The organism is Halomonas sp. M20, from assembly GCF_020622265.1.
Lineage (GTDB): Bacteria > Pseudomonadota > Gammaproteobacteria > Pseudomonadales > Halomonadaceae > Modicisalibacter.
Genome location: NZ_JACNMQ010000001.1, coordinates 14,738 through 32,184, shown reverse-complemented (window position 1 = coordinate 32,184; position 17,447 = coordinate 14,738). Strand labels below are relative to the sequence as shown.

The window sequence follows — 17,447 nt, the reverse complement described above, 5'->3', positions numbered from 1 at the left end:
GTTGGGGCAAAAGTCGTTCAGGTGCCGATATTGCCTTGCGCCTCTTGCTCATCGAAGTATCTAACCGTCGACTCCGCATTGCATTTGGGGTCGTGTAAAAAGGTCTTGGTCACATCGAGCTTGCCCAGGTGCTGAATCGTGCGCCGCCCCAGCAATACCGGATAGATCATGTCACTGCGATCTCTGAGGCTGAACTGCTCCTCATAAATCGTATCATTCATGCAGATTTTCAGTAGCACTACCGGGCGCTCATCCTTGCCACCGGCACCGCGAACCGTCAGGTTTCGCTGAAGCGGCAATTCCATTTTCTCGGATACTTTCTCTTCGCTCTTTTGGTCTTCAAGTGTCAGGGTGAAGCGAACCCAGTCATCGCCATCACGCTCGAAGTGCTCGATATTCTTGGCATTTATCGATGAGGTCAGCGCACCGCTATCGAGCTTGGCTTTGGCTACCGCGCCGAGCGACCCGATTCCGGCTCTTTCGATCCAGCCATAGGTGGCGTCGTCATCCGCCCAGGCCGTGCCGGCCCCCAACACTGCCATCAATACGGGTAATACGACGCTCCCTGTCAATTTACGCATCGACACAACTCTCTCCTGTTTGAATGAAAATTAGGCATAGCGAGACTCTGGAAACCGGGAATCCTACCATTTGTATACGGATTTCTCGCGCTTGGCAGTGGCAAAATAAACCTAAGTTATAGCGCTATATTTCCCCTGCATGGTTTCTTCACACGAAGATTACTTTGCCGCCGGGGAGTTATAGTGAATCGAGTCGTATTCGATAGTATTTTCAAGCGCTTCGATATTTACCATACCCTAGAAAAAGAGGTTACGGCGCTACTCGATCACTTCCCAGAAGACCAACTGATCCATCGAAAGGCAGGTGATTGTTTATGGCAGGAAGGTGAAAGTGCCAACTCTTTGCTCGTTTTACGCAGCGGCTGGGCTTGTTCGATCTATTATCATAAAGATGGTAGTCGACAACTACTCGAAATCTATTTGCCCGGCGACGTGCTTGGCCTGTGTCAGATCGCTTCAGGGAACCGCCGTACCAATGCCGTGATGCTGACCGATGGCTGGGTATGCGAACTGCCTCATTCGTCGCTACTGAAACTATTCGATGACTCGCCGAACACGGCAGCACTGCTGTTTGCCATCATCAACCAGCGCCAGGCAATGCTCGCCGAGCGCCGAATCACCATGACGCACCGAAGCGCCAAGCAACGATTGGCGCATTTTATTTGTGAATGTCATACACGACTGCTTGAAATCGACGAGAACTATCGGGATGAGTTCCTGTTGCCGCTGACCCAGCAGGATCTGGCCGATACATTGGGCATGAGCGCGGTGCACGTCAGCCGCACTTTCAGCCAACTCGCCGCAGAGGGGTTGGTGCAACGTCATCTTTTCCAGCTGATCATTCTCGATGCGACCAAGCTCAGGGAAATAGCGGCATTCGATGAGCGCTACTTGAAGATCCTGTGGGGCGGTGGGAATTTGTCGTTGATAGAGCAACCGCCATCCATCCCCATCAGCCCAGCAGCTTCCGGTTTCAGCGAAGATCAAGATGGAAGAATCGCGGAAAAGCAGTAGAAGACTTCAAAGAGCCCGGCATGAGCGGATATCAGCCCATGGACTTGAAGCGCCGACCTGTGAATTACGAGTGCATTGCCCTACTAACGGAGCTACGTCAGCTCATGACTCGAATGAGAAAAAACCGGTTCATAATTCTGAAGGGGATGTCAGTCATCACCTTCTAAGTTTTCACTGCGTATCTTTTCGGCGAGCTTGCATAAATAACCAGGCGTCACGGAATCGATGCCCGCCTCTTTCATGGCGTTTGCCAACCTCAGATATGCTTCTGCATCGCAATCTGCAAGACGTGCCTCTTCCAACTCAAGCTCTGTCATTCCTACCAAGTCTCCGTAATGTCCGCTAAGCAATGCCATTTGTCATGGCGAGCATGGGTAGTTTAGCAAACCATGCCATGACAAGGCTTTGCTTCGCATCAGGAAATTGCACCAGGAATGTAAAACAATGCAAAAAAATGTTGGCAAATTTCACTCTAACGCAGTTCTTCAATGCGGTTTGGCAGGATTGCCGGAAACCGTCGTGCCGGCGGGTACATCTCGCGTGACAACACTGCCCGCTCCTACGATGGCATCGTCTTCTACGGTAACGCCAGGTAATATGACCGCATGGCCTCCAATCCAGGTATTTCGGCCGATAATGACAGGGCGTCCGCACTCCAGCCCCTTATTGCGACTGGCCGCGTCCCGAGGATGATCCGCCGCGTAGATCTGCACACCGGGGCCGATCTGTGTCCTGTCGCCGATTCGAATGGCGCAGATGTCGAGCAGCACACAGCCGTAGTTCAGGAACACGCCATCGCCGATGAAAAGGTTGTATCCATAGTCGATGAAAAATGGCGGTCTGATGACGCTACGGGCACCAAAACTGCCTAGGCATGTCTTAAGCAACTCTCGTCGCAGACCACGATCTTCCACCGTGGTCTGGTTGTAGCGATGTACGAACAGTTGTGCACGGCTGCTGTCTTCGATCAGCTCTTCATCGCCTGGGTGATAAAGCGCACCTGCGACCATCTTCTCTTTTTCAGTCATGCTGTGTCCGTTTTTCTCATCTTGAAACACTAATCGAACAGGATAACTTGCCTGATCGCTTCTCCATTTGCGAGACGGTCGAACCCTTCATTGATGTCATCAAGCTTGATGCGATGGGTGAGCAATTTATCTACCGGCAAGCGGCCCGCCATATAAAGGGCAACATATTCCGGGATATCCAACGCGGGAACATGTCCGCCCAGATAGGAGCCCATGAAGCAGCGCTCTTCTGCTACCATCTTGGTCGGGCTAAGCTCCAGACGTGTGTCTGGATGCGGCAATCCGGCGGTGACGGTCGTCCCTCCCTTACCCGTAGCGGCCAGCGCAAATTCCAGTGCCGGCGCTACGCCGGCGAACTCCGCCGCGATATCCACGCCTCCCCCGCTGAGTGAGTGCACCTTCTCCACAGCGTCCTCATCCGAAGAGTTAACGACATGGGTGGCCCCAAGCTGTTTTGCCATGTCTAGCTTGTCCTGGGCGATGTCTGCTGCAATCACCTGGCGAGCGCCACCGGCGATGGCGCCCAAGACGGCAGACAAACCTACGCCACCAAGCCCCACTACCAGCACGGACTGACCCGCTCGCAGCTTTGCGGTATGCACGATGGCCCCCACGCCGGTAAGCACGGCGCAGCCAAATACCGCAGCGATATCAAAGGGTAGATTCTTGTCGATCTTGACTGCCGAACGGCGCGAGGTCACGACGTGTTCGGCAAAGCCAGAAACGCCCAGATGATGATTGATCGTTTCGTTGCCCTGATGCAAACGATGATCGCCGCCCAATAGCACGCCTTCGTTGTTGGCCTTGGCACCGGGAGCACAGAGTGCTGCACGCCCTGCAAGACAGTAATCGCAGGTGCCACAGCTAGGCACGAAGGAGAACACTACATGATCGCCCACCGCCAGATCCTTGACCCCTGGACCGACCTCGACGATCTCCCCGGCGGCCTCATGGCCCAGCGCCATGGGAAGTGGCCGGGGCCGATTGCCATCGATGACTGAAAGATCCGAGTGACAAAGTCCCGCCGCATGAACACGAACCAGAATCTCATTGCTGCCCGGCGTGTCGAGTTCCACCTCCTCGATCTTCAAGGGTTGAGAGTCTTTGTAGGGTGTTTCAGCGCCCATTTCTCTGAGTACTGCCGCACGGGTTTTCATGACGACGCCTCCTGTCGCTTTTAGTTTCTGCTTTGGTTTCGGGCATGTTCAGTGGTCGACGTCCTTGGTAAACGTCTCGTCGTTTTCACCACCAAAGAAGTGGCGACCATAGATCAGTAGACACAGACCTACGCCTACAGCGAATGCCCAGGTAGCACCTTGCGCTGCAAGTACTGCCGCGGTAACGCCAGCAATGCCCAGATCACGCTGACTATGTGCCTGCATGATGCCGATCCGCACGCTTACATAGCCTTGAATCAATAGTGTCAAAGCCAACGCGACCCCAAGAATCGGCTCCACAAGGCTAACAATGGGCATCAGAAGCAGTCCGGTATTCGTTCCCCAACGGAAGGAGCCGGCGCCACCGAAGATCGAGTCCATGGCTTTGCGTCCTTCCTTGAAGCGTTCGACAATGACCACGTGCATGGCCGCCCATAGCGGGCCACACATGGCTACATCCGGCCCTATGATGCTCATGGTGGCGTTGCGCCCACCGAATATCATGTGGGCACGATCAGGATTGTAGTCCACATCCTCATCCGGACGACTCTCGTCCGCTTCTCGCAACAGCGCCTTGCCCTGCAGCACATCCCCGAACAGCACGATATAGGCCGCCAGCACCGTCGGGATGGCCTGCAGGAACATGCCGGGAGACGGCAATCCCAGCCCGAATACGGTGTATTCAGTCCATAGGGTCACGAAATCTGGCGAAGTGATACCCCACTCAATGGTCGGCCAAGGCGCTTCACCGAACAGCGGGGCCAGAACGATCGCCAAGGCGATAATAGGAAAAATCCCTAGCTTGCCCAGAGTGGCCCAGAACGTGTTGCGCGTTTTCAGCGTGTTGAAGTGCTGAGAAAAGATGAGATAAAAGGCGATACCGATGGCGATCGAAATGGTCCAAGGGAAACTCTCGAAGCGTCCGCCCACTTCAAAAACGGCAATCACTGCAGCAATGCCGGCGCCCATGATGATGCCTGCCTTGATGGCAGGCGGCACCAGGCTAACTACCCGCTTGGACAGACCCGACAAGCCCAGCACGATACAGAAAAGCCCAAGTAGTAACTGAAATGCGATCAATGCATGAACACGATCGGGCCCCTCCGGAAAGGTCCCGCAATAGGCAATCAATAGCGGGATAGCCGGGGTGATCCAGCCCGGTACTACCGGGTCGCCCAGCAAATGGTGAGTAAGATAAAGGAACCCGTTGAGTAGCACGACTGCCAGTGCCGCCTCAAAAGGCATTCCGAGAAGTTCCGTCATCAATGGAATGGCCGCAAGGTCCACCGCACACATTAGAAGGCCCTGAAAATAGTCGGGCCACTCGAAGCGATAATGCAGAAAAGGCAAACGCAGTTTGAAAGGGCCCATAGGCCAATACAGAGTCTCACCATCTGAGCGTCGGTAATCGCGCATTTTATTGTTGTCCTGGCTTGGGGAAATATATGTCGCCGGCAGATGGAGGTTACACATCGAAGGTGCGTCGTGATGACAGGAGGTCGATGTACAGGCACTTCCACCAGGCGCAATGAAACTATGGGTGGGAACCCATAGGACGTCAAATATCCATTGGCGAATTCTAACTCAAGGGAACAGAAGTAAGAGCATCAGGAAAATGATGCTCTCTAGCAGGTGTTAGGCATATCGCTTAACGTACGATGACTACGGCACAGGTCGCAACATGCAGTACCCGGTGAGAAACACTGCCTATTACCAGACTTTTTATGTTGCTGTTACCACGGCTTCCCATGACGATGGCATCGACGCCGAGTTGCTTGGCCTCGGCAATAATACTGGTGGCGGGTTGGCCGGCACGCACGATGTGCTTCACGCGTTCATTTTCGACCTTTGATGCCTGGCAAGCCTGCTCGATGAGCGCATGCCCGGCTTCTTGCACAAGCTCCTCGGCATTGGTTGCTAGAACGCCAGCGGACCGTCCAAGTGCATCTTTGGCAAGGGGCGCTTCCTGAACGCTAAGAATGTAGAGCATGCCTTGCTCAGGTTCGAGCAGATTGGTGGCCAGCGCCAGCGCTTTATGAGATTGAGCAGAGCCATCGACAGGAACAAGAATTGACTTGTACATAGCGCCTCCGGGGCAGCCGTGATTAGCAAACGCGAGTCCTTCGTCAATCAATCTAGCGTAATTCAAAAAAAACTTCTTGACCTGGATCAAAAAGTTAAGGCACGCAGATAGTTACCTGTCTCTACCCCTAGGGGTATCTAAACACTAGATGCTTCAGCCCACATTTACAGTGGAGAGCCAGGTGAGATGGATGGAAACCGTAGTATTAAATTGGTTCAATAACTCTCTTTAGAATTAGCACTAATGCATTACAAACTGCTCGATCTCGTCACGCATTGTGAAAATGCCGTGTTAGCGTTGACCTGCGCCAAATGCCAACTCGCTATGATAAGCGCCAAGTTTGTGAGCAAGACAACGCATAGTGCTGGCTTGGAGCGAGTCGAACAAAATGGAGTACGTTAGACGCTTCAGGTTCGCGGCAAATATTCATCAGCCGAATCCGATAAAACACTTGAAATAGGCAACGCATGAGTACCACAGCCTTCAGATCATTGAGTCGGACGCCCTTCTTCCACAGACGGCGCCCACAGCCATCCTTCGACGGTTTGGAGATACATGATGAGCTTTTATGAACGAGAGGCTGCGGGCCTAAACGATATGGTGCACCGCTTACAGAACGAGCTCGCCAGGGCACGACGGGAGCGGGACGAACTCGCCATGTATCTTGCCAGCGCCAAGCGCCAGCTTATCGAGGCCGAAGACCAGCTCGTCACGACACACTGTAAAAGCAAAAAATCCAGCCTCCATAGTAGCAAAGCCAAACGAATACTTATCAAGGCCAAACGTAAACTCGCCATGATGATGGTGGCGTGACAATTCCTTCTTCGACTAGCCAGCCCCTCCAAGATCGGATAACCGGCAAGGCACTTTGGCTGGTTACGCATAGTTGAATGAGCGATTGTCAAATCGCTCCCTTTCCTCCTTCCTTCCTCGCGCATCCTTTCCAAACTGCTATGTTTATCAAACGGTCAGCGTTGATCGTGAAGAACATCCCTCCAGATCAGGGAGGGGCACAATTTAAACAACCGCACAATAACTCTAAAAGGCGGTAGGCAATGCCGAAAGCTATTCTGCTTTATATCCACGCCATCGACGCGATGAACCGCTTCATCGGCCGCATCGCGATGTACCTGATCTTCGTGCTGGTCGGGGTTCTGCTGTGGTCCTCGGCTTCCAAGGCGTTCATGACCCCATCGCTGTGGACGCTGGAAACCGCGCAGTTCGTCATGGTGGCCTACTTCGTTCTGGGCGGACCCTATTCGATCCAACTCGGGTCGAACGTGCGTATGGACCTGTTCTATGGCGAATGGTCGCCAAAGACCAAAGCTTGGGTCGATGCCATCACGGTGTTCTTCCTGATCTACTACCTTGGCGTGCTGCTTTATGGCGGCCTGGTGTCGTCGGCCTATTCGCTGGGTTATTTCGGCAGCGAACCCTTCGATTTTTTCCTCGATCTTGGCTGGACGTTTCTTACCCAAGGCCCGACGGCGGCCAGTGAACAGCTCGGCTTCATGGAGCGCAGCCCGACCGCCTGGCGACCCGTGATGTGGCCGATCAAGGCGGTGATCTGCATCGGGGTGCTGCTGATGATCCTTCAAGGCCTTGCCGAATTCTTCAGGGACATTGGCCATCTGCGCGGGGAGAGCGCCTGATGCCCTACGAGATGATCGCCATCCTGATGTTCAGCTCGATGATGCTGTTGCTGCTGACCGGCCAGCGTGTGTTCGGTGCCATCGGCTTCGTCGCGGCACTGGCGGGTGTGCTGCTATGGGGCACCGGCGGCGTGGACATTCCGTTCGCCTCGGCGATGAAGCTGATGAAGTGGTACCCGCTGCTGACCCTGCCGATGTTCATCTTCATGGGCTATGTGTTGTCGGAAAGCCGTATCGCGGATGACCTCTATAGGATGTTCCACGTCTGGATGGGGCCGGTGAAAGGGGGCCTTGCCATCGGCACGATTGGTTTGATGGTACTGATTTCGGCCATGAATGGGCTCTCGGTAGCCGGCATGGCCATCGGCGCTACCATCGCCTTGCCGGAATTGCTGCGGCGCGGCTATGACAAGATCATGGTGACCGGCGTTATCCAGGCGGGTTCGAGCCTGGGGATTCTCGTGCCGCCCTCTGTGGTGCTGGTGCTCTACGCGATGATCGCGCGCCAGCCCGTGGGTCAGCTGTGGCTTGCCGGAGTGTTGCCGGGGCTGATGATGGCGACGCTATTCGTCATCTACATCTACGTGCGCTGTCGCATTCAGCCCAGGCTGGGGCCGGTGCTGCCCATTGAAGAACGCGACGTATCGCTTACTGAAAAACTGCGATTGCTTGGGGCGGGGGTGCTGCCGCTGGTGATCTTCGCGGTGATGATGGTGCCCTTCGTGAAGGGCTGGACCTCGCTGGTCGAGAGTTCCGCCATTGGCGCCATGGCGGCGTTCTTGGCCGCTATCCTCAAGGGCCGGATGACGCGCCAGGTATTCGAGACTTCGGTGCGCCAGACATTGGCGATTTCCTGCATGTTCATGTGGATCATCCTGGCGGCTCTTGCCTTTGGCGCGATCTTCGACGGGCTGGGAGCGGTCAAGGCAATCGAGGATCTGTTCACTCAGCGCCTGGGGCTTTCGCCCTGGACGATTCTGATCCTGATGCAGCTCAGCTTCATTGTGATGGGCACCTTTCTGGACGACACCGCCATGCTGGTGATCGTGGCGCCGCTTTACGTGCCGCTGGTGGATGCTCTGGGCTTCGACCTGATCTGGTACGGCATTCTCTACACCATCACCACCCAGATCGCCTACATGACGCCGCCTTTCGGCTACAACTTGTTTCTGATGCGCGCCATGGCGCCGCCGGAGATCGGCCTGCGGGATATCTATCGGTCGATCATCCCCTTCGTGTTCGTGATGCTCGTCGCCCTCAGCCTGGTGATGATCTTTCCCCAGATCGCCCTGTGGTTGCCCGGCTATATTTATGGAAGCTGAAAATATCAAGAAGAACAACGACAAGCGCCTTACCTATCCATCAAGGAGTAGAGAAAAATGACAACAAGACGCAAGTTTCTAATATCCGCCGCCACCGGCGCTGCCATGGTGCCACTGGCCACTCGGGCTGTCGCTCAGTCCCAGCCTAAGATCACCTGGCGCATGCAGACCTATGCCGGCGCCGCCTTGGCGGAACACGTCGCCAAGCCCGCCATCGATATGTTCAACAAGATCGCCGGAGAGCGCATGCAGATCGAGCTCTCCTATGCGGATCAGCTGGTCCCCACTGGTGAGCTGTTTCGCGCCATGCAGCGCGGCACCATCGATGCGGTGCAGTCGGATGACGACTCCATGGCGTCCCCTACCCAGGTGGCGGTGTTTGGCGGCTATTTCCCCTTCGGGTTGCGCTACAGCCTGGATGTGCCGGTGCTGTTCAATCGCTACGGGCTGAAAGAGATCTGGGAGGAAGAGTACGCCAAGGTCGGCGTCAAGCATGTCAGCGCCGGCGCCTGGGACCCGTGCCATTTCGCCACCAAGGAGCCTATCCGCAGTCTGAAAGATCTGGAAGGCAAGCGTATCTTTACCTTCCCCACCGCGGGGCGGTTCCTGTCGCAGTTCGGCGTAGTGCCGGTGACCCTGCCCTGGGAGGATATCGAGGTGGCCGTGCAGACCGGGGAGCTGGATGGCATCGCCTGGTCGGGTATCACCGAGGATTACACCGTGGGCTGGGCAGATGTGACCAACTACTTCCTGACCAACAACATCTCCGGCGCCTGGATCGGTCATTTCTTCGTCAATATGAAACGTTGGGAAGAGCTGCCGGAAGACCTCAAGCTATTGTTCGAAGTGTGCTGCGAGCAGTCGCATTACTATCGCCAGTACTGGTATTGGGGCGGCGAAGCGGCGCTGCGCGTAAACGGCGACAAACTGAAACTCACCTCGATCCCCGATGACGAATGGGAGCAGGTCGAGAATGCCGCCGAGAAATTCTGGGATGAACTTGCCGAGGGATCCGAGATCAGGGCCAAGGTGGTCGGGATCTTCAAGCAATACAACGCGGATATGCGCAAGGCCGGCCGGCCTTATCGCTATACCGATGCGTAATTCTGCTTACAGGGAGGTCTGGATATGACCAGCGCGCTGACTTTCGAGGCTCTAAACGGTCAGGTCGAGAATGGCGAGATCGACACAGTGCTCGTGTGTTTTGTCGACATGCAGGGACGCCTGATGGGCAAGCGGCTTCATGCGCGCTATTTCGTGGCGAGCGGTTGGGGGGAGATGCATTGCTGCAACTACCTACTCGCCACGGATCTCGAGATGGACACGCCGGACGGCTATGCCAGTACCTCCTGGCAGACGGGGTACGGTGACTACATGATGAAGCCCGACCTTGACACTCTGCGCCCGATGCCATGGCTGGAGGGCACCGCCATGGTGCTATGCGACGTACTGGACCCGAATAGTCACGAACCGGTACCTCATTCGCCCCGTGCCATGCTCAAACGCCAGTTGGCACGGCTAAAGGAGAAAGGGCTCGATGCCATCATGGCTACCGAGCTGGAGTTCTTTTTGTTCGAGAAAAGTCTGGATGAGATCCGCCGGGACGGCTTCCGCAATCTGGCGCCGATCAGCGGCTACAACGAGGACTACCACATCTTCCAGACCACCAAGGAAGAGCACGTGATGCGCCCCTTGCGCAATCACCTCTACGCGGCGGGCATCCCGGTGGAGGGCACCAAAGGCGAAGCCGAAGCGGGACAGGAAGAGCTGAACATCAAGTATGCGAGCGCCCTGGAGACCGCGGATCATCACACCATCGCCAAGCACGCGATCAAGGAAATCGCCTGGCAGCAGGGCCGCTCGGCGACCTTTCTGCCCAAATGGCACCAGGACCGGGTGGGCAGTTCCAGTCATGTGCATCAAACGCTATGGCGCGAGGGCGCCTCTGCCTTCTTCGATGAAAGCGACGAGCTGGGCATGTCCAAGCTGATGAAGCACTACCTGGCTGGGCTGCTGAAATACGCCCCGGACTACACCTATTTCCTGGCGCCCTACATCAACAGCTACAAGCGATTCCAGGAGGGTACCTTTGCGCCCACCCGCACCATCTGGTCGGTGGACAATCGCACGGCAGGCTTTCGTCTGTGTGCCCAGAGTACGAAATCGGTGCGCATCGAATGCCGTGTCGGCGGCTCGGACATGAACCCCTATCTGGCCATGGCCGCGCAGCTGGCCGCCGGGCTCAAGGGGATCGAGGAAAAATTGAAGCTGGACCCACCCACCGAAGGCAATACCTACGCCGGCGATACTGGCTTGATTCCACAGAATCTGCGCGATGCCCATGCGGCGCTGAAAGGCTCGACCATGCTGCGCGAGATGATGGGCGACGACGTGGTCGATCACTATGCGCGGGCCGCCGAGGTAGAGATGGAGGACTTCGCCCGGGTGGTGACCGATTACGAGATCGCGCGCGGCTTCGAACGGGCATGAGGTTCGAACGGGCATGAGGAAGGGAGACGACTATGGCTCATATTCTCAAATGTATTTCACCCATCGATGGGTCGGTGTTTGCCGAACGCGAAGTTCTGTCGCGGGATGCGGCCATGCAGGCCGCCGAGCGGGCGCGAGCGGCCCAAGCAGAGTGGGCTGCGCGGCCCCTGCAGGAGCGTATCGATCTGGTGATGGCCGGCGTTGCCGCCGTGGGGGCGATGAACGACGACATCGTGCCGGAGCTTGCCCACATGATGGGCCGCCCGGTACGTCATGGCGGCGAGTTCGGCGGGTTCGAGGAGCGCGCCAGCCACATGGCGACGATCGCCCAGGAGGCCTTGACGGATATCGAGGTGGGCGAGGACGAGACGTTCAAGCGCTATATCAAGCGTATTCCCCACGGCGTGGTGCTGGTGGTGGCGCCGTGGAACTACCCCTACATGACAGCGATCAATAGCGTCGCACCGGCGCTGATCGCGGGCAACGCGGTGCTGCTCAAGCACGCCACCCAGACGCTGCTGGCGGGAGAGCGCATGGCGCAAGCCTTTCATTCCGTTGGGGTGCCCGAGGCCGTCTTCCAGAACGTCTTCCTCGATCACGACACCACCTCGGCACTGATCGCGGAGCGGGCATTCGATTTCGTCAACTTCACCGGCTCCGTCAATGGCGGGCGCGAGATGGAACGGGCGGCGGCCGGGACGTTCATCGGCCAGGGGCTGGAGCTGGGCGGCAAGGACCCGGGCTACGTCATGGAGGATGCGGACCTCGAGGCGGCGGTCGACACCCTGATCGGCGCGGCGATGTTCAACTCCGGGCAATGCTGCTGCGGAATCGAGCGCATCTATGTGCATGAAAGCCTGTTCGAGGCCTTCGTCGACAAGGCGGTAGCGATCGCTGAGGCTTACAAGCTGGGCAATCCCCTAGAGCCGGAGACGGACATCGGCCCCATGGCCCATGTCCGCTTCGCCAAGGAAGTCCGTGACCAGATCGACGAAGCCGTAGCCGCCGGCGCCAAGGCCCATATCGCACAAAAGCCGGAAGACGACGGCGGCACCTATCTGACCCCGCAGATCCTGACCGAGGTGACCCACGACATGCGCGTGATGCGCGACGAGAGCTTCGGCCCGGTGGTGGGCATCATGAAAGTGTCCGGCGATGAGGAGGCGATTCGGCTGATGAACGATAGTCCGTTCGGCCTGACTGCCAGCCTGTGGACCGCGGATATCGATCGGGCGCAGCGGCTGGGTGAGCAGATCGAGACCGGCACGGTGTTCATGAACCGCGCCGATTATCTCGACCCGGGGCTATGCTGGACCGGCTGCAAGGAGACCGGCCGTGGCGGTGGGCTATCGGTGATCGGCTATCACAACCTGACCCGCCCAAAATCCTATCATCTGAAGAAGGTGACCCCATGACGCTGACTGGCAACTGGTCCTATCCCACCGCGATCCGCTTCGGCGCCGGTCGCATTGCGGAGCTGTCCGAGGCCTGTGCCCAGGCGGGCGTCAGTCGCCCCTTGCTGGTGACTGACCGGGGGCTTGCCAAACTGCCGATCACCCAAGCGGCGCTGGATATCCTGGACGCCGCGAATCTCGGGCGCGGCCTGTTTGCCGAGGTCGACCCCAACCCCACGGAAGACAACATGGTGGCAGGGGTCGAGGCCTACAAGGCGGGCGGCCATGACGGGGTGATCGCCTTCGGCGGCGGCTCGGGGCTGGACCTGGGCAAGCTGGTAGCCTTCATGGCCGGCCAGACGCGCCCGGTCTGGGATTTCGAGGATATCGGCGACTGGTGGACGCGCGCCGACGCCGAGGCCATCGCACCCATCATAGCGGTGCCCACCACTGCCGGCACTGGTGCGGAAGTGGGCCGTGCCAGCGTCATCACCAATCCCGCCACCCATGTGAAGAAGATCATCTTCCATCCGAAAATCTTGCCCACGGTGGTGATCTGCGACCCTGAATTGACGGTGGGCATGCCCAAGTCGATCACCGCTGGCACGGGGCTGGACGCCTTTGCTCACTGTGTCGAGGCGTTTTCCAGCCCTCATTACCACCCGATGAGCCAGGGCATCGCCCTGGAAGGCATGCGGCTGGTCAAGGAGTACCTGCCCCAGGCCTATGCCGACGGCAGCGACATAGAGGCGCGTGCCCAGATGATGAGCGCGGCGATGATGGGCGCCACCGCCTTCCAGAAGGGGCTAGGGGCAATTCATGCCATGAGTCACCCGATCGGGGCGGTGTTCAATACCCATCACGGCACCACCAATGCCGTCTGCATGCCGGCGGTGCTGGCCTTCAACGCCGACAGCATTCGCGATCGTTTCGACAGGGTCGCCGCCTATCTGGACATCGACGGCGGCTTCGAGGGGTTCGTGTCCTTCGTACAGCAGTTCAACGACCAGATGGGCATTCCGCGCAAGCTGTCGGATATGGGCGCCAACCCGAGTCGTATCGACGAACTGGCTGCAATGGCCATTGAAGACCCAAGCTGCGCCGGGAATCCGGTGGAATTGACCGTCGAGAACCTCAAGGAGTTGTTCCGAAACAGCATGTAATGAAAATGCTCTAGAAGCGCAAGCCGCCGGTAAACATCATCCCGGCGGTACCGAAGACGATCAAATCCCCTTCCAGGCGCTTCCAACGTAACCCGATGGTCGGCAGTATGGCGGGGGCAATGCCTAAATGATTGAGCGGAATGTTGTCGCGTTTGTCACCATCATAGCCGCGCAGCAGTCCGGCGGTGAGTTTGGCGCGCACACTGATGCCGTGGCTAAGCTGCCATAGCGGGATTTCACGCCCGCCATAGAAATACCAGGTGGGTTGGTCGAAAGAGTTCTTGAACCAGGCCGTGCCGGCGAACCAGCGCTGTGGATTATGAAGCTCGATGCCGACCAGGCTTTGCTGCTCAACGTACTCAGAGCTTCCTCCGAAATGTTCGGTCCAGAGACTGGTTTGCACCAGGCCGTGATCATAGCGCCAAAAGGACGATGCCGTTTCGGCGCGAGCAGGGCTAATAGCCGTCAATAGCACGACCAGAGCTAGTGTGTGGGCCTTGGACATAACAATCTCATAAACGCATTTCGATACCCTGTTCGGCCAGGTAGCGTTTTGCATGAGGAATGCTGTATTCGCCGAAATGAAAGATGCTGGCAGCCAGTACCGCATCGGCGCCGCCTTCGGTAATGCCTTCTACCAGATGATCGAGGTTGCCCACGCCCCCGGAGGCGATCACCGGCACCGGTACCGCCTCGACAATCGCTCGGGTCAATGCCAGATCAAAGCCAGCACGGGTGCCGTCCCGATCCATGCTGGTCAATAGAAGCTCGCCGGCGCCCAGGTCGACCATCTTGCGTGCCCACTCCACCGCATCCAGCCCGGTAGGCTTGCGCCCGCCATGAGTGAATATTTCCCAGCGCGGCGTTTCATCATCCGCGGATACGCGCTTGGCGTCGATAGCCACCACGATACATTGATTGCCGAAACGCTCCGCTGCTTCGCGTACGAAGCTCGGGTTAATCACCGCCGCAGTATTGATCGAGACCTTGTCCGCCCCGGCGTTGAGCATGGTGCGAATATCGTCGCAAGTGCGGATGCCACCGCCGACGGTCAAGGGAATGAAGACCTCGCCGGCAATATGACTGACCATTTCCACCGTGGTAGCGCGGTCCTCGTGACTGGCGGTGATATCAAGAAAGGTGATTTCATCGGCGCCCTGCTGATTGTAGCGCTTGGCGACCTCGACAGGATCGCCGGCATCGCGGATACCGACGAAGTTGACCCCTTTGACTACACGCCCCGCATCGACGTCCAGGCAGGGGATGATGCGTTTGGCCAGTCCCATGCTCAGCCCTCCCGTGAAGCAGTAGAATCGAATTCGTCGCACAGACGCTGTGCTTCGGTGACATCGAGGCTACCTTCGTAGATAGCACGCCCGGTGATGGCGCCAAGGATGCCCTGGTCGGCGACTTTCGCGAGCTTTCGAATGTCATCGAGATCGGTTACTCCTCCGGAGGCAATCACCGGCAACCCGCCTTCCCGGGCCATTTCCACGGTGGCCTCGATATTGACGCCTTGCATCATGCCGTCTCTGGCAATATCAGTGTAGACGATGGAGGAAACACCGGCGTCGGCAAAACGCTTGGCAAGTTCGGTGGCCTTCACGCTCGAGACCTCTGCCCAGCCGTCGGTGGCAACGAAACCGTCCCGAGCATCCAGGCCGACGATCACATGGCCCTCGAACAAGCGACACATCTCGCTGACGAAGGCCGGCTCCTTGACCGCCTGGGTGCCGATTATCACGTAGCTCACCCCTGCCGCCAGATAGTGCTCGATAGTGGCTGCCGAGCGGATGCCGCCACCAATCTGGATGGGCAGGTTCGGATAGGCACGGGCGATAGCGGTAACCGCTTCACCATTGACTGGCTTGCCTTCGAAGGCGCCGTTGAGATCCACCAGATGCAAACGCCGTGCGCCGGTGTCGACCCAGCGTGCCGCCATGGCCACCGGGTCGTCGCCATAGCTCGTGGCATCGTCCATACGCCCCTGCTTCAAGCGGACGCATTGGCCGTCCTTGAGATCGATGGCGGGAATGACCAGCATGTCGTGTCCTCGTCAGTGCGGGATCCAGGGGGATCGTCGCTTGAATATTCTAAAAGTGGCGTAGCCTGGTGTGACGTTGGCTTTCAGGGTGCCCAGTTCACGAAGTTCTCGAGCAGTCTAAGGCCGTTGTTAGCGCTTTTCTCGGGGTGAAACTGTACTGCGAAGACCGCATCGCGTCCTGTCGCAACATGCGCCTCGACGCCGGCGTAGGCCGTCGTGCCGAAGACGTGGCCATCATGCTGAGAATCGACATAGTAGCTGTGCACGAAATAGAAGCGTGTACCGTCCTCGATGCCTTCCCAGAGTGGATGATGCTGGCGCTGGCTCACCTGATTCCAGCCCATGTGGGGCACCTTGAGACGTTCGTCGTTTTCATCCAGCAGGTTTTGACCGAAATAGCGTACCTTTCCCGACAGAAAGCCCAGGCAGGCCGTGCCGCCATTCTCTTCGCTTTCATCCATCAGCATCTGCTGGCCGACACAGATGCCCAGTAACGGCTTGGACTGAGCAACGAGCAGTTCTTGTACCAAGCCCTTCAATTCAGTGCGTTCAAGCTCGCCCATGCAGTCACGGATAGCGCCTTGACCCGGCAGAACCAGCCGGGTCGCACCAGCGATGACCCGTGGATCACGAGTGATCATCACATGCTCATGAGTCACGTGTTCCAGCGCCTTGGCGACTGAGTGCAGGTTGCCCATGCCATAGTCGATGACGGCGATCGTCATGCTCGCTCCTTGAAAATGAGGGTCAGAGGCAGCCCTTGGTAGAAGGCATCTGCCCGGCCATGCGGGTGTCACGCTCTATCGACATGCGTAGTGCCCGCCCGAAGGCCTTGAAGATGGTTTCGATCTGGTGATGGGCGTTGAAGCCTTTCAGATTATCAATATGCAGCGTTGCTTGGGCATGATTGACGAACCCCTGAAAAAACTCCCGGAACAGCTGGGTATCCAGGCCGCCAGTGGCGGCACGGGTGAATTCGACGTCCATGAACAGGCCCGGACGCCCGGAAAAGTCGATCACCACTCGCGAGAGCGCCTCGTCCAATGGGACATAGGCATGGCCATAGCGATGAATGCCACGCTTGTCGATAAGCGCCTTGGCAAAGGCCTGGCCCAGAGTAATGCCAATATCCTCGACGGTGTGATGCTCATCGATATGCAGATCGCCTTTGGCGTGGATGTCCAGATCGATCAGGCCATGGCGGGCAATCTGCTCGAGCATGTGGTCGAGAAACGGCACGCCGGTCTCGGCTGCAAAATGGCCTTGGCCATCCAGATTCACACTGACCGTGATCTGGGTTTCCAAGGTATCGCGGGATACTGTGGCAATACGCTCGGCCACATCCGAGCTATCCAGCCGGGCTGTCTCCATCGGGGGGTCTCCATCCGGATACTCACGCAAGGTAAATGGTGAATGATTGTGAATTGGATCGCACACAAGCGCTTGGAAGGAGCGCTTCTTTAGCTTGATCTGTCATTATAGAGAATCGTCATGGCCATCCGCTACAATGCGGGACAGG

The 17,447-nt window shown here is 57.5% G+C and carries 20 protein-coding genes and 1 pseudogene; 9 read left to right on the top strand and 12 right to left on the bottom strand.

From position 1 onward, the window contains the following. Positions 1-17: 17 nt before the first annotated feature. A complete protein-coding gene (locus H7850_RS00195) occupies positions 18-581 on the bottom strand; it encodes an ATP-dependent zinc protease (RefSeq protein WP_227367385.1) in 564 nt (187 codons plus the stop codon). 183 nt (positions 582-764) lie between these two features. On the opposite strand from H7850_RS00195, the gene H7850_RS00190 reads away from it, so the two are divergent. Continuing rightward, positions 765-1,595 carry a Crp/Fnr family transcriptional regulator gene (locus H7850_RS00190; RefSeq protein WP_227367384.1) on the top strand — a complete coding sequence of 277 codons (831 nt, stop codon included), beginning with the start codon at positions 765-767 and terminating at the stop codon, positions 1,593-1,595. 149 nt (positions 1,596-1,744) lie between these two features. Here H7850_RS00190 and H7850_RS00185 read toward each other — a convergent pair whose 3' ends face one another. Together H7850_RS00185 and H7850_RS18305 are read right to left on the bottom strand one after the other, a co-directional pair. After that, a complete protein-coding gene (locus tag H7850_RS00185) occupies positions 1,745-1,912 on the bottom strand; it encodes a hypothetical protein (protein WP_227367383.1) in 168 nt (55 codons plus the stop codon). Positions 1,913-2,080: 168 nt separating this feature from the next. Then, complete coding sequence (locus H7850_RS18305) at positions 2,081-2,308, bottom strand: DapH/DapD/GlmU-related protein (protein WP_227368510.1); 228 nt, start codon at positions 2,306-2,308, stop codon at positions 2,081-2,083. Between H7850_RS18305 and H7850_RS18300 the strand changes: the two genes are divergently transcribed. Beyond that, on the top strand, positions 2,201-2,467 hold the full coding sequence (locus tag H7850_RS18300; protein WP_227368509.1) for an HAD hydrolase family protein: 267 nt from the start codon (positions 2,201-2,203) through the stop codon (positions 2,465-2,467). The two genes, H7850_RS18305 and H7850_RS18300, sit on opposite strands and share 108 nt — an antisense overlap. Here the strand turns inward: H7850_RS18300 and H7850_RS18295 are convergent. The 4 genes and pseudogenes from H7850_RS18295 to H7850_RS00155 all read right to left on the bottom strand — a co-directional run. Next, a pseudogene (locus H7850_RS18295) lies at positions 2,465-2,605 on the bottom strand (maltose acetyltransferase domain-containing protein); the annotation flags it as partial. The gene H7850_RS18300 and the pseudogene H7850_RS18295 sit on opposite strands and share 3 nt — an antisense overlap. Before the next feature lie 47 nt (positions 2,606-2,652). Beyond that, a complete protein-coding gene (locus H7850_RS00165) occupies positions 2,653-3,780 on the bottom strand; it encodes a zinc-dependent alcohol dehydrogenase family protein (RefSeq protein WP_227367382.1) in 1,128 nt (375 codons plus the stop codon). Between the two features lie 48 nt (positions 3,781-3,828). After that, positions 3,829-5,196, bottom strand: coding sequence for a DUF3360 domain-containing protein (locus H7850_RS00160; RefSeq protein WP_227367381.1), 1,368 nt, complete (start codon positions 5,194-5,196; stop codon positions 3,829-3,831). A 232-nt stretch (positions 5,197-5,428) separates the two neighbouring features. After that, positions 5,429-5,863: a universal stress protein gene (locus H7850_RS00155; protein ID WP_227367380.1), complete on the bottom strand. Its 435-nt coding sequence runs from the start codon at positions 5,861-5,863 to the stop codon at positions 5,429-5,431. Between the two features lie 558 nt (positions 5,864-6,421). Here H7850_RS00155 and H7850_RS00150 point away from each other — a divergent pair. From H7850_RS00150 to H7850_RS00120, 7 genes are all read left to right on the top strand, one after another. Next, positions 6,422-6,676 carry a hypothetical protein gene (locus H7850_RS00150; protein ID WP_227367379.1) on the top strand — a complete coding sequence of 85 codons (255 nt, stop codon included), beginning with the start codon at positions 6,422-6,424 and terminating at the stop codon, positions 6,674-6,676. 242 nt (positions 6,677-6,918) lie between these two features. Next, positions 6,919-7,515 carry a TRAP transporter small permease subunit gene (locus H7850_RS00145; protein WP_227367378.1) on the top strand — a complete coding sequence of 199 codons (597 nt, stop codon included), beginning with the start codon at positions 6,919-6,921 and terminating at the stop codon, positions 7,513-7,515. Beyond that, complete coding sequence (locus tag H7850_RS00140) at positions 7,515-8,837, top strand: TRAP transporter large permease (RefSeq protein ID WP_227367377.1); 1,323 nt, start codon at positions 7,515-7,517, stop codon at positions 8,835-8,837. Before H7850_RS00145 ends, H7850_RS00140 begins: the two co-directional genes overlap by 1 nt. Before the next feature lie 57 nt (positions 8,838-8,894). Next, positions 8,895-9,941, top strand: coding sequence for a TRAP transporter substrate-binding protein (locus H7850_RS00135; RefSeq protein WP_227367376.1), 1,047 nt, complete (start codon positions 8,895-8,897; stop codon positions 9,939-9,941). Positions 9,942-9,965: 24 nt separating this feature from the next. After that, positions 9,966-11,327, top strand: coding sequence for a glutamine synthetase family protein (locus tag H7850_RS00130; RefSeq protein WP_227367375.1), 1,362 nt, complete (start codon positions 9,966-9,968; stop codon positions 11,325-11,327). A gap of 32 nt (positions 11,328-11,359) precedes the next feature. Continuing rightward, positions 11,360-12,742: an aldehyde dehydrogenase family protein gene (locus H7850_RS00125; protein WP_227367374.1), complete on the top strand. Its 1,383-nt coding sequence runs from the start codon at positions 11,360-11,362 to the stop codon at positions 12,740-12,742. Then, positions 12,739-13,884, top strand: coding sequence for an iron-containing alcohol dehydrogenase (locus H7850_RS00120; RefSeq protein ID WP_227367373.1), 1,146 nt, complete (start codon positions 12,739-12,741; stop codon positions 13,882-13,884). The genes H7850_RS00125 and H7850_RS00120 overlap by 4 nt, the downstream gene beginning before the upstream one ends. A gap of 10 nt (positions 13,885-13,894) precedes the next feature. On the opposite strand, the gene H7850_RS00115 is transcribed toward H7850_RS00120, so the two are convergent. From H7850_RS00115 to hisB, 5 genes are all read right to left on the bottom strand, one after another. Beyond that, positions 13,895-14,389, bottom strand: coding sequence for a hypothetical protein (locus H7850_RS00115; protein ID WP_227367372.1), 495 nt, complete (start codon positions 14,387-14,389; stop codon positions 13,895-13,897). 7 nt (positions 14,390-14,396) lie between these two features. After that, complete coding sequence (gene hisF, locus H7850_RS00110) at positions 14,397-15,170, bottom strand: imidazole glycerol phosphate synthase subunit HisF (RefSeq protein ID WP_227367371.1); 774 nt, start codon at positions 15,168-15,170, stop codon at positions 14,397-14,399. A 2-nt stretch (positions 15,171-15,172) separates the two neighbouring features. Next, positions 15,173-15,928: a 1-(5-phosphoribosyl)-5-[(5-phosphoribosylamino)methylideneamino]imidazole-4-carboxamide isomerase gene (gene hisA, locus H7850_RS00105; RefSeq protein ID WP_227367370.1), complete on the bottom strand. Its 756-nt coding sequence runs from the start codon at positions 15,926-15,928 to the stop codon at positions 15,173-15,175. Between the two features lie 83 nt (positions 15,929-16,011). Continuing rightward, positions 16,012-16,653, bottom strand: coding sequence for an imidazole glycerol phosphate synthase subunit HisH (hisH, locus tag H7850_RS00100; protein ID WP_227367369.1), 642 nt, complete (start codon positions 16,651-16,653; stop codon positions 16,012-16,014). 22 nt (positions 16,654-16,675) lie between these two features. After that, entirely contained in the window at positions 16,676-17,269 is a 594-nt protein-coding gene (gene hisB, locus H7850_RS00095; protein WP_227368508.1) for an imidazoleglycerol-phosphate dehydratase HisB, read from the bottom strand. Positions 17,270-17,447: the final 178 nt, after the last annotated feature.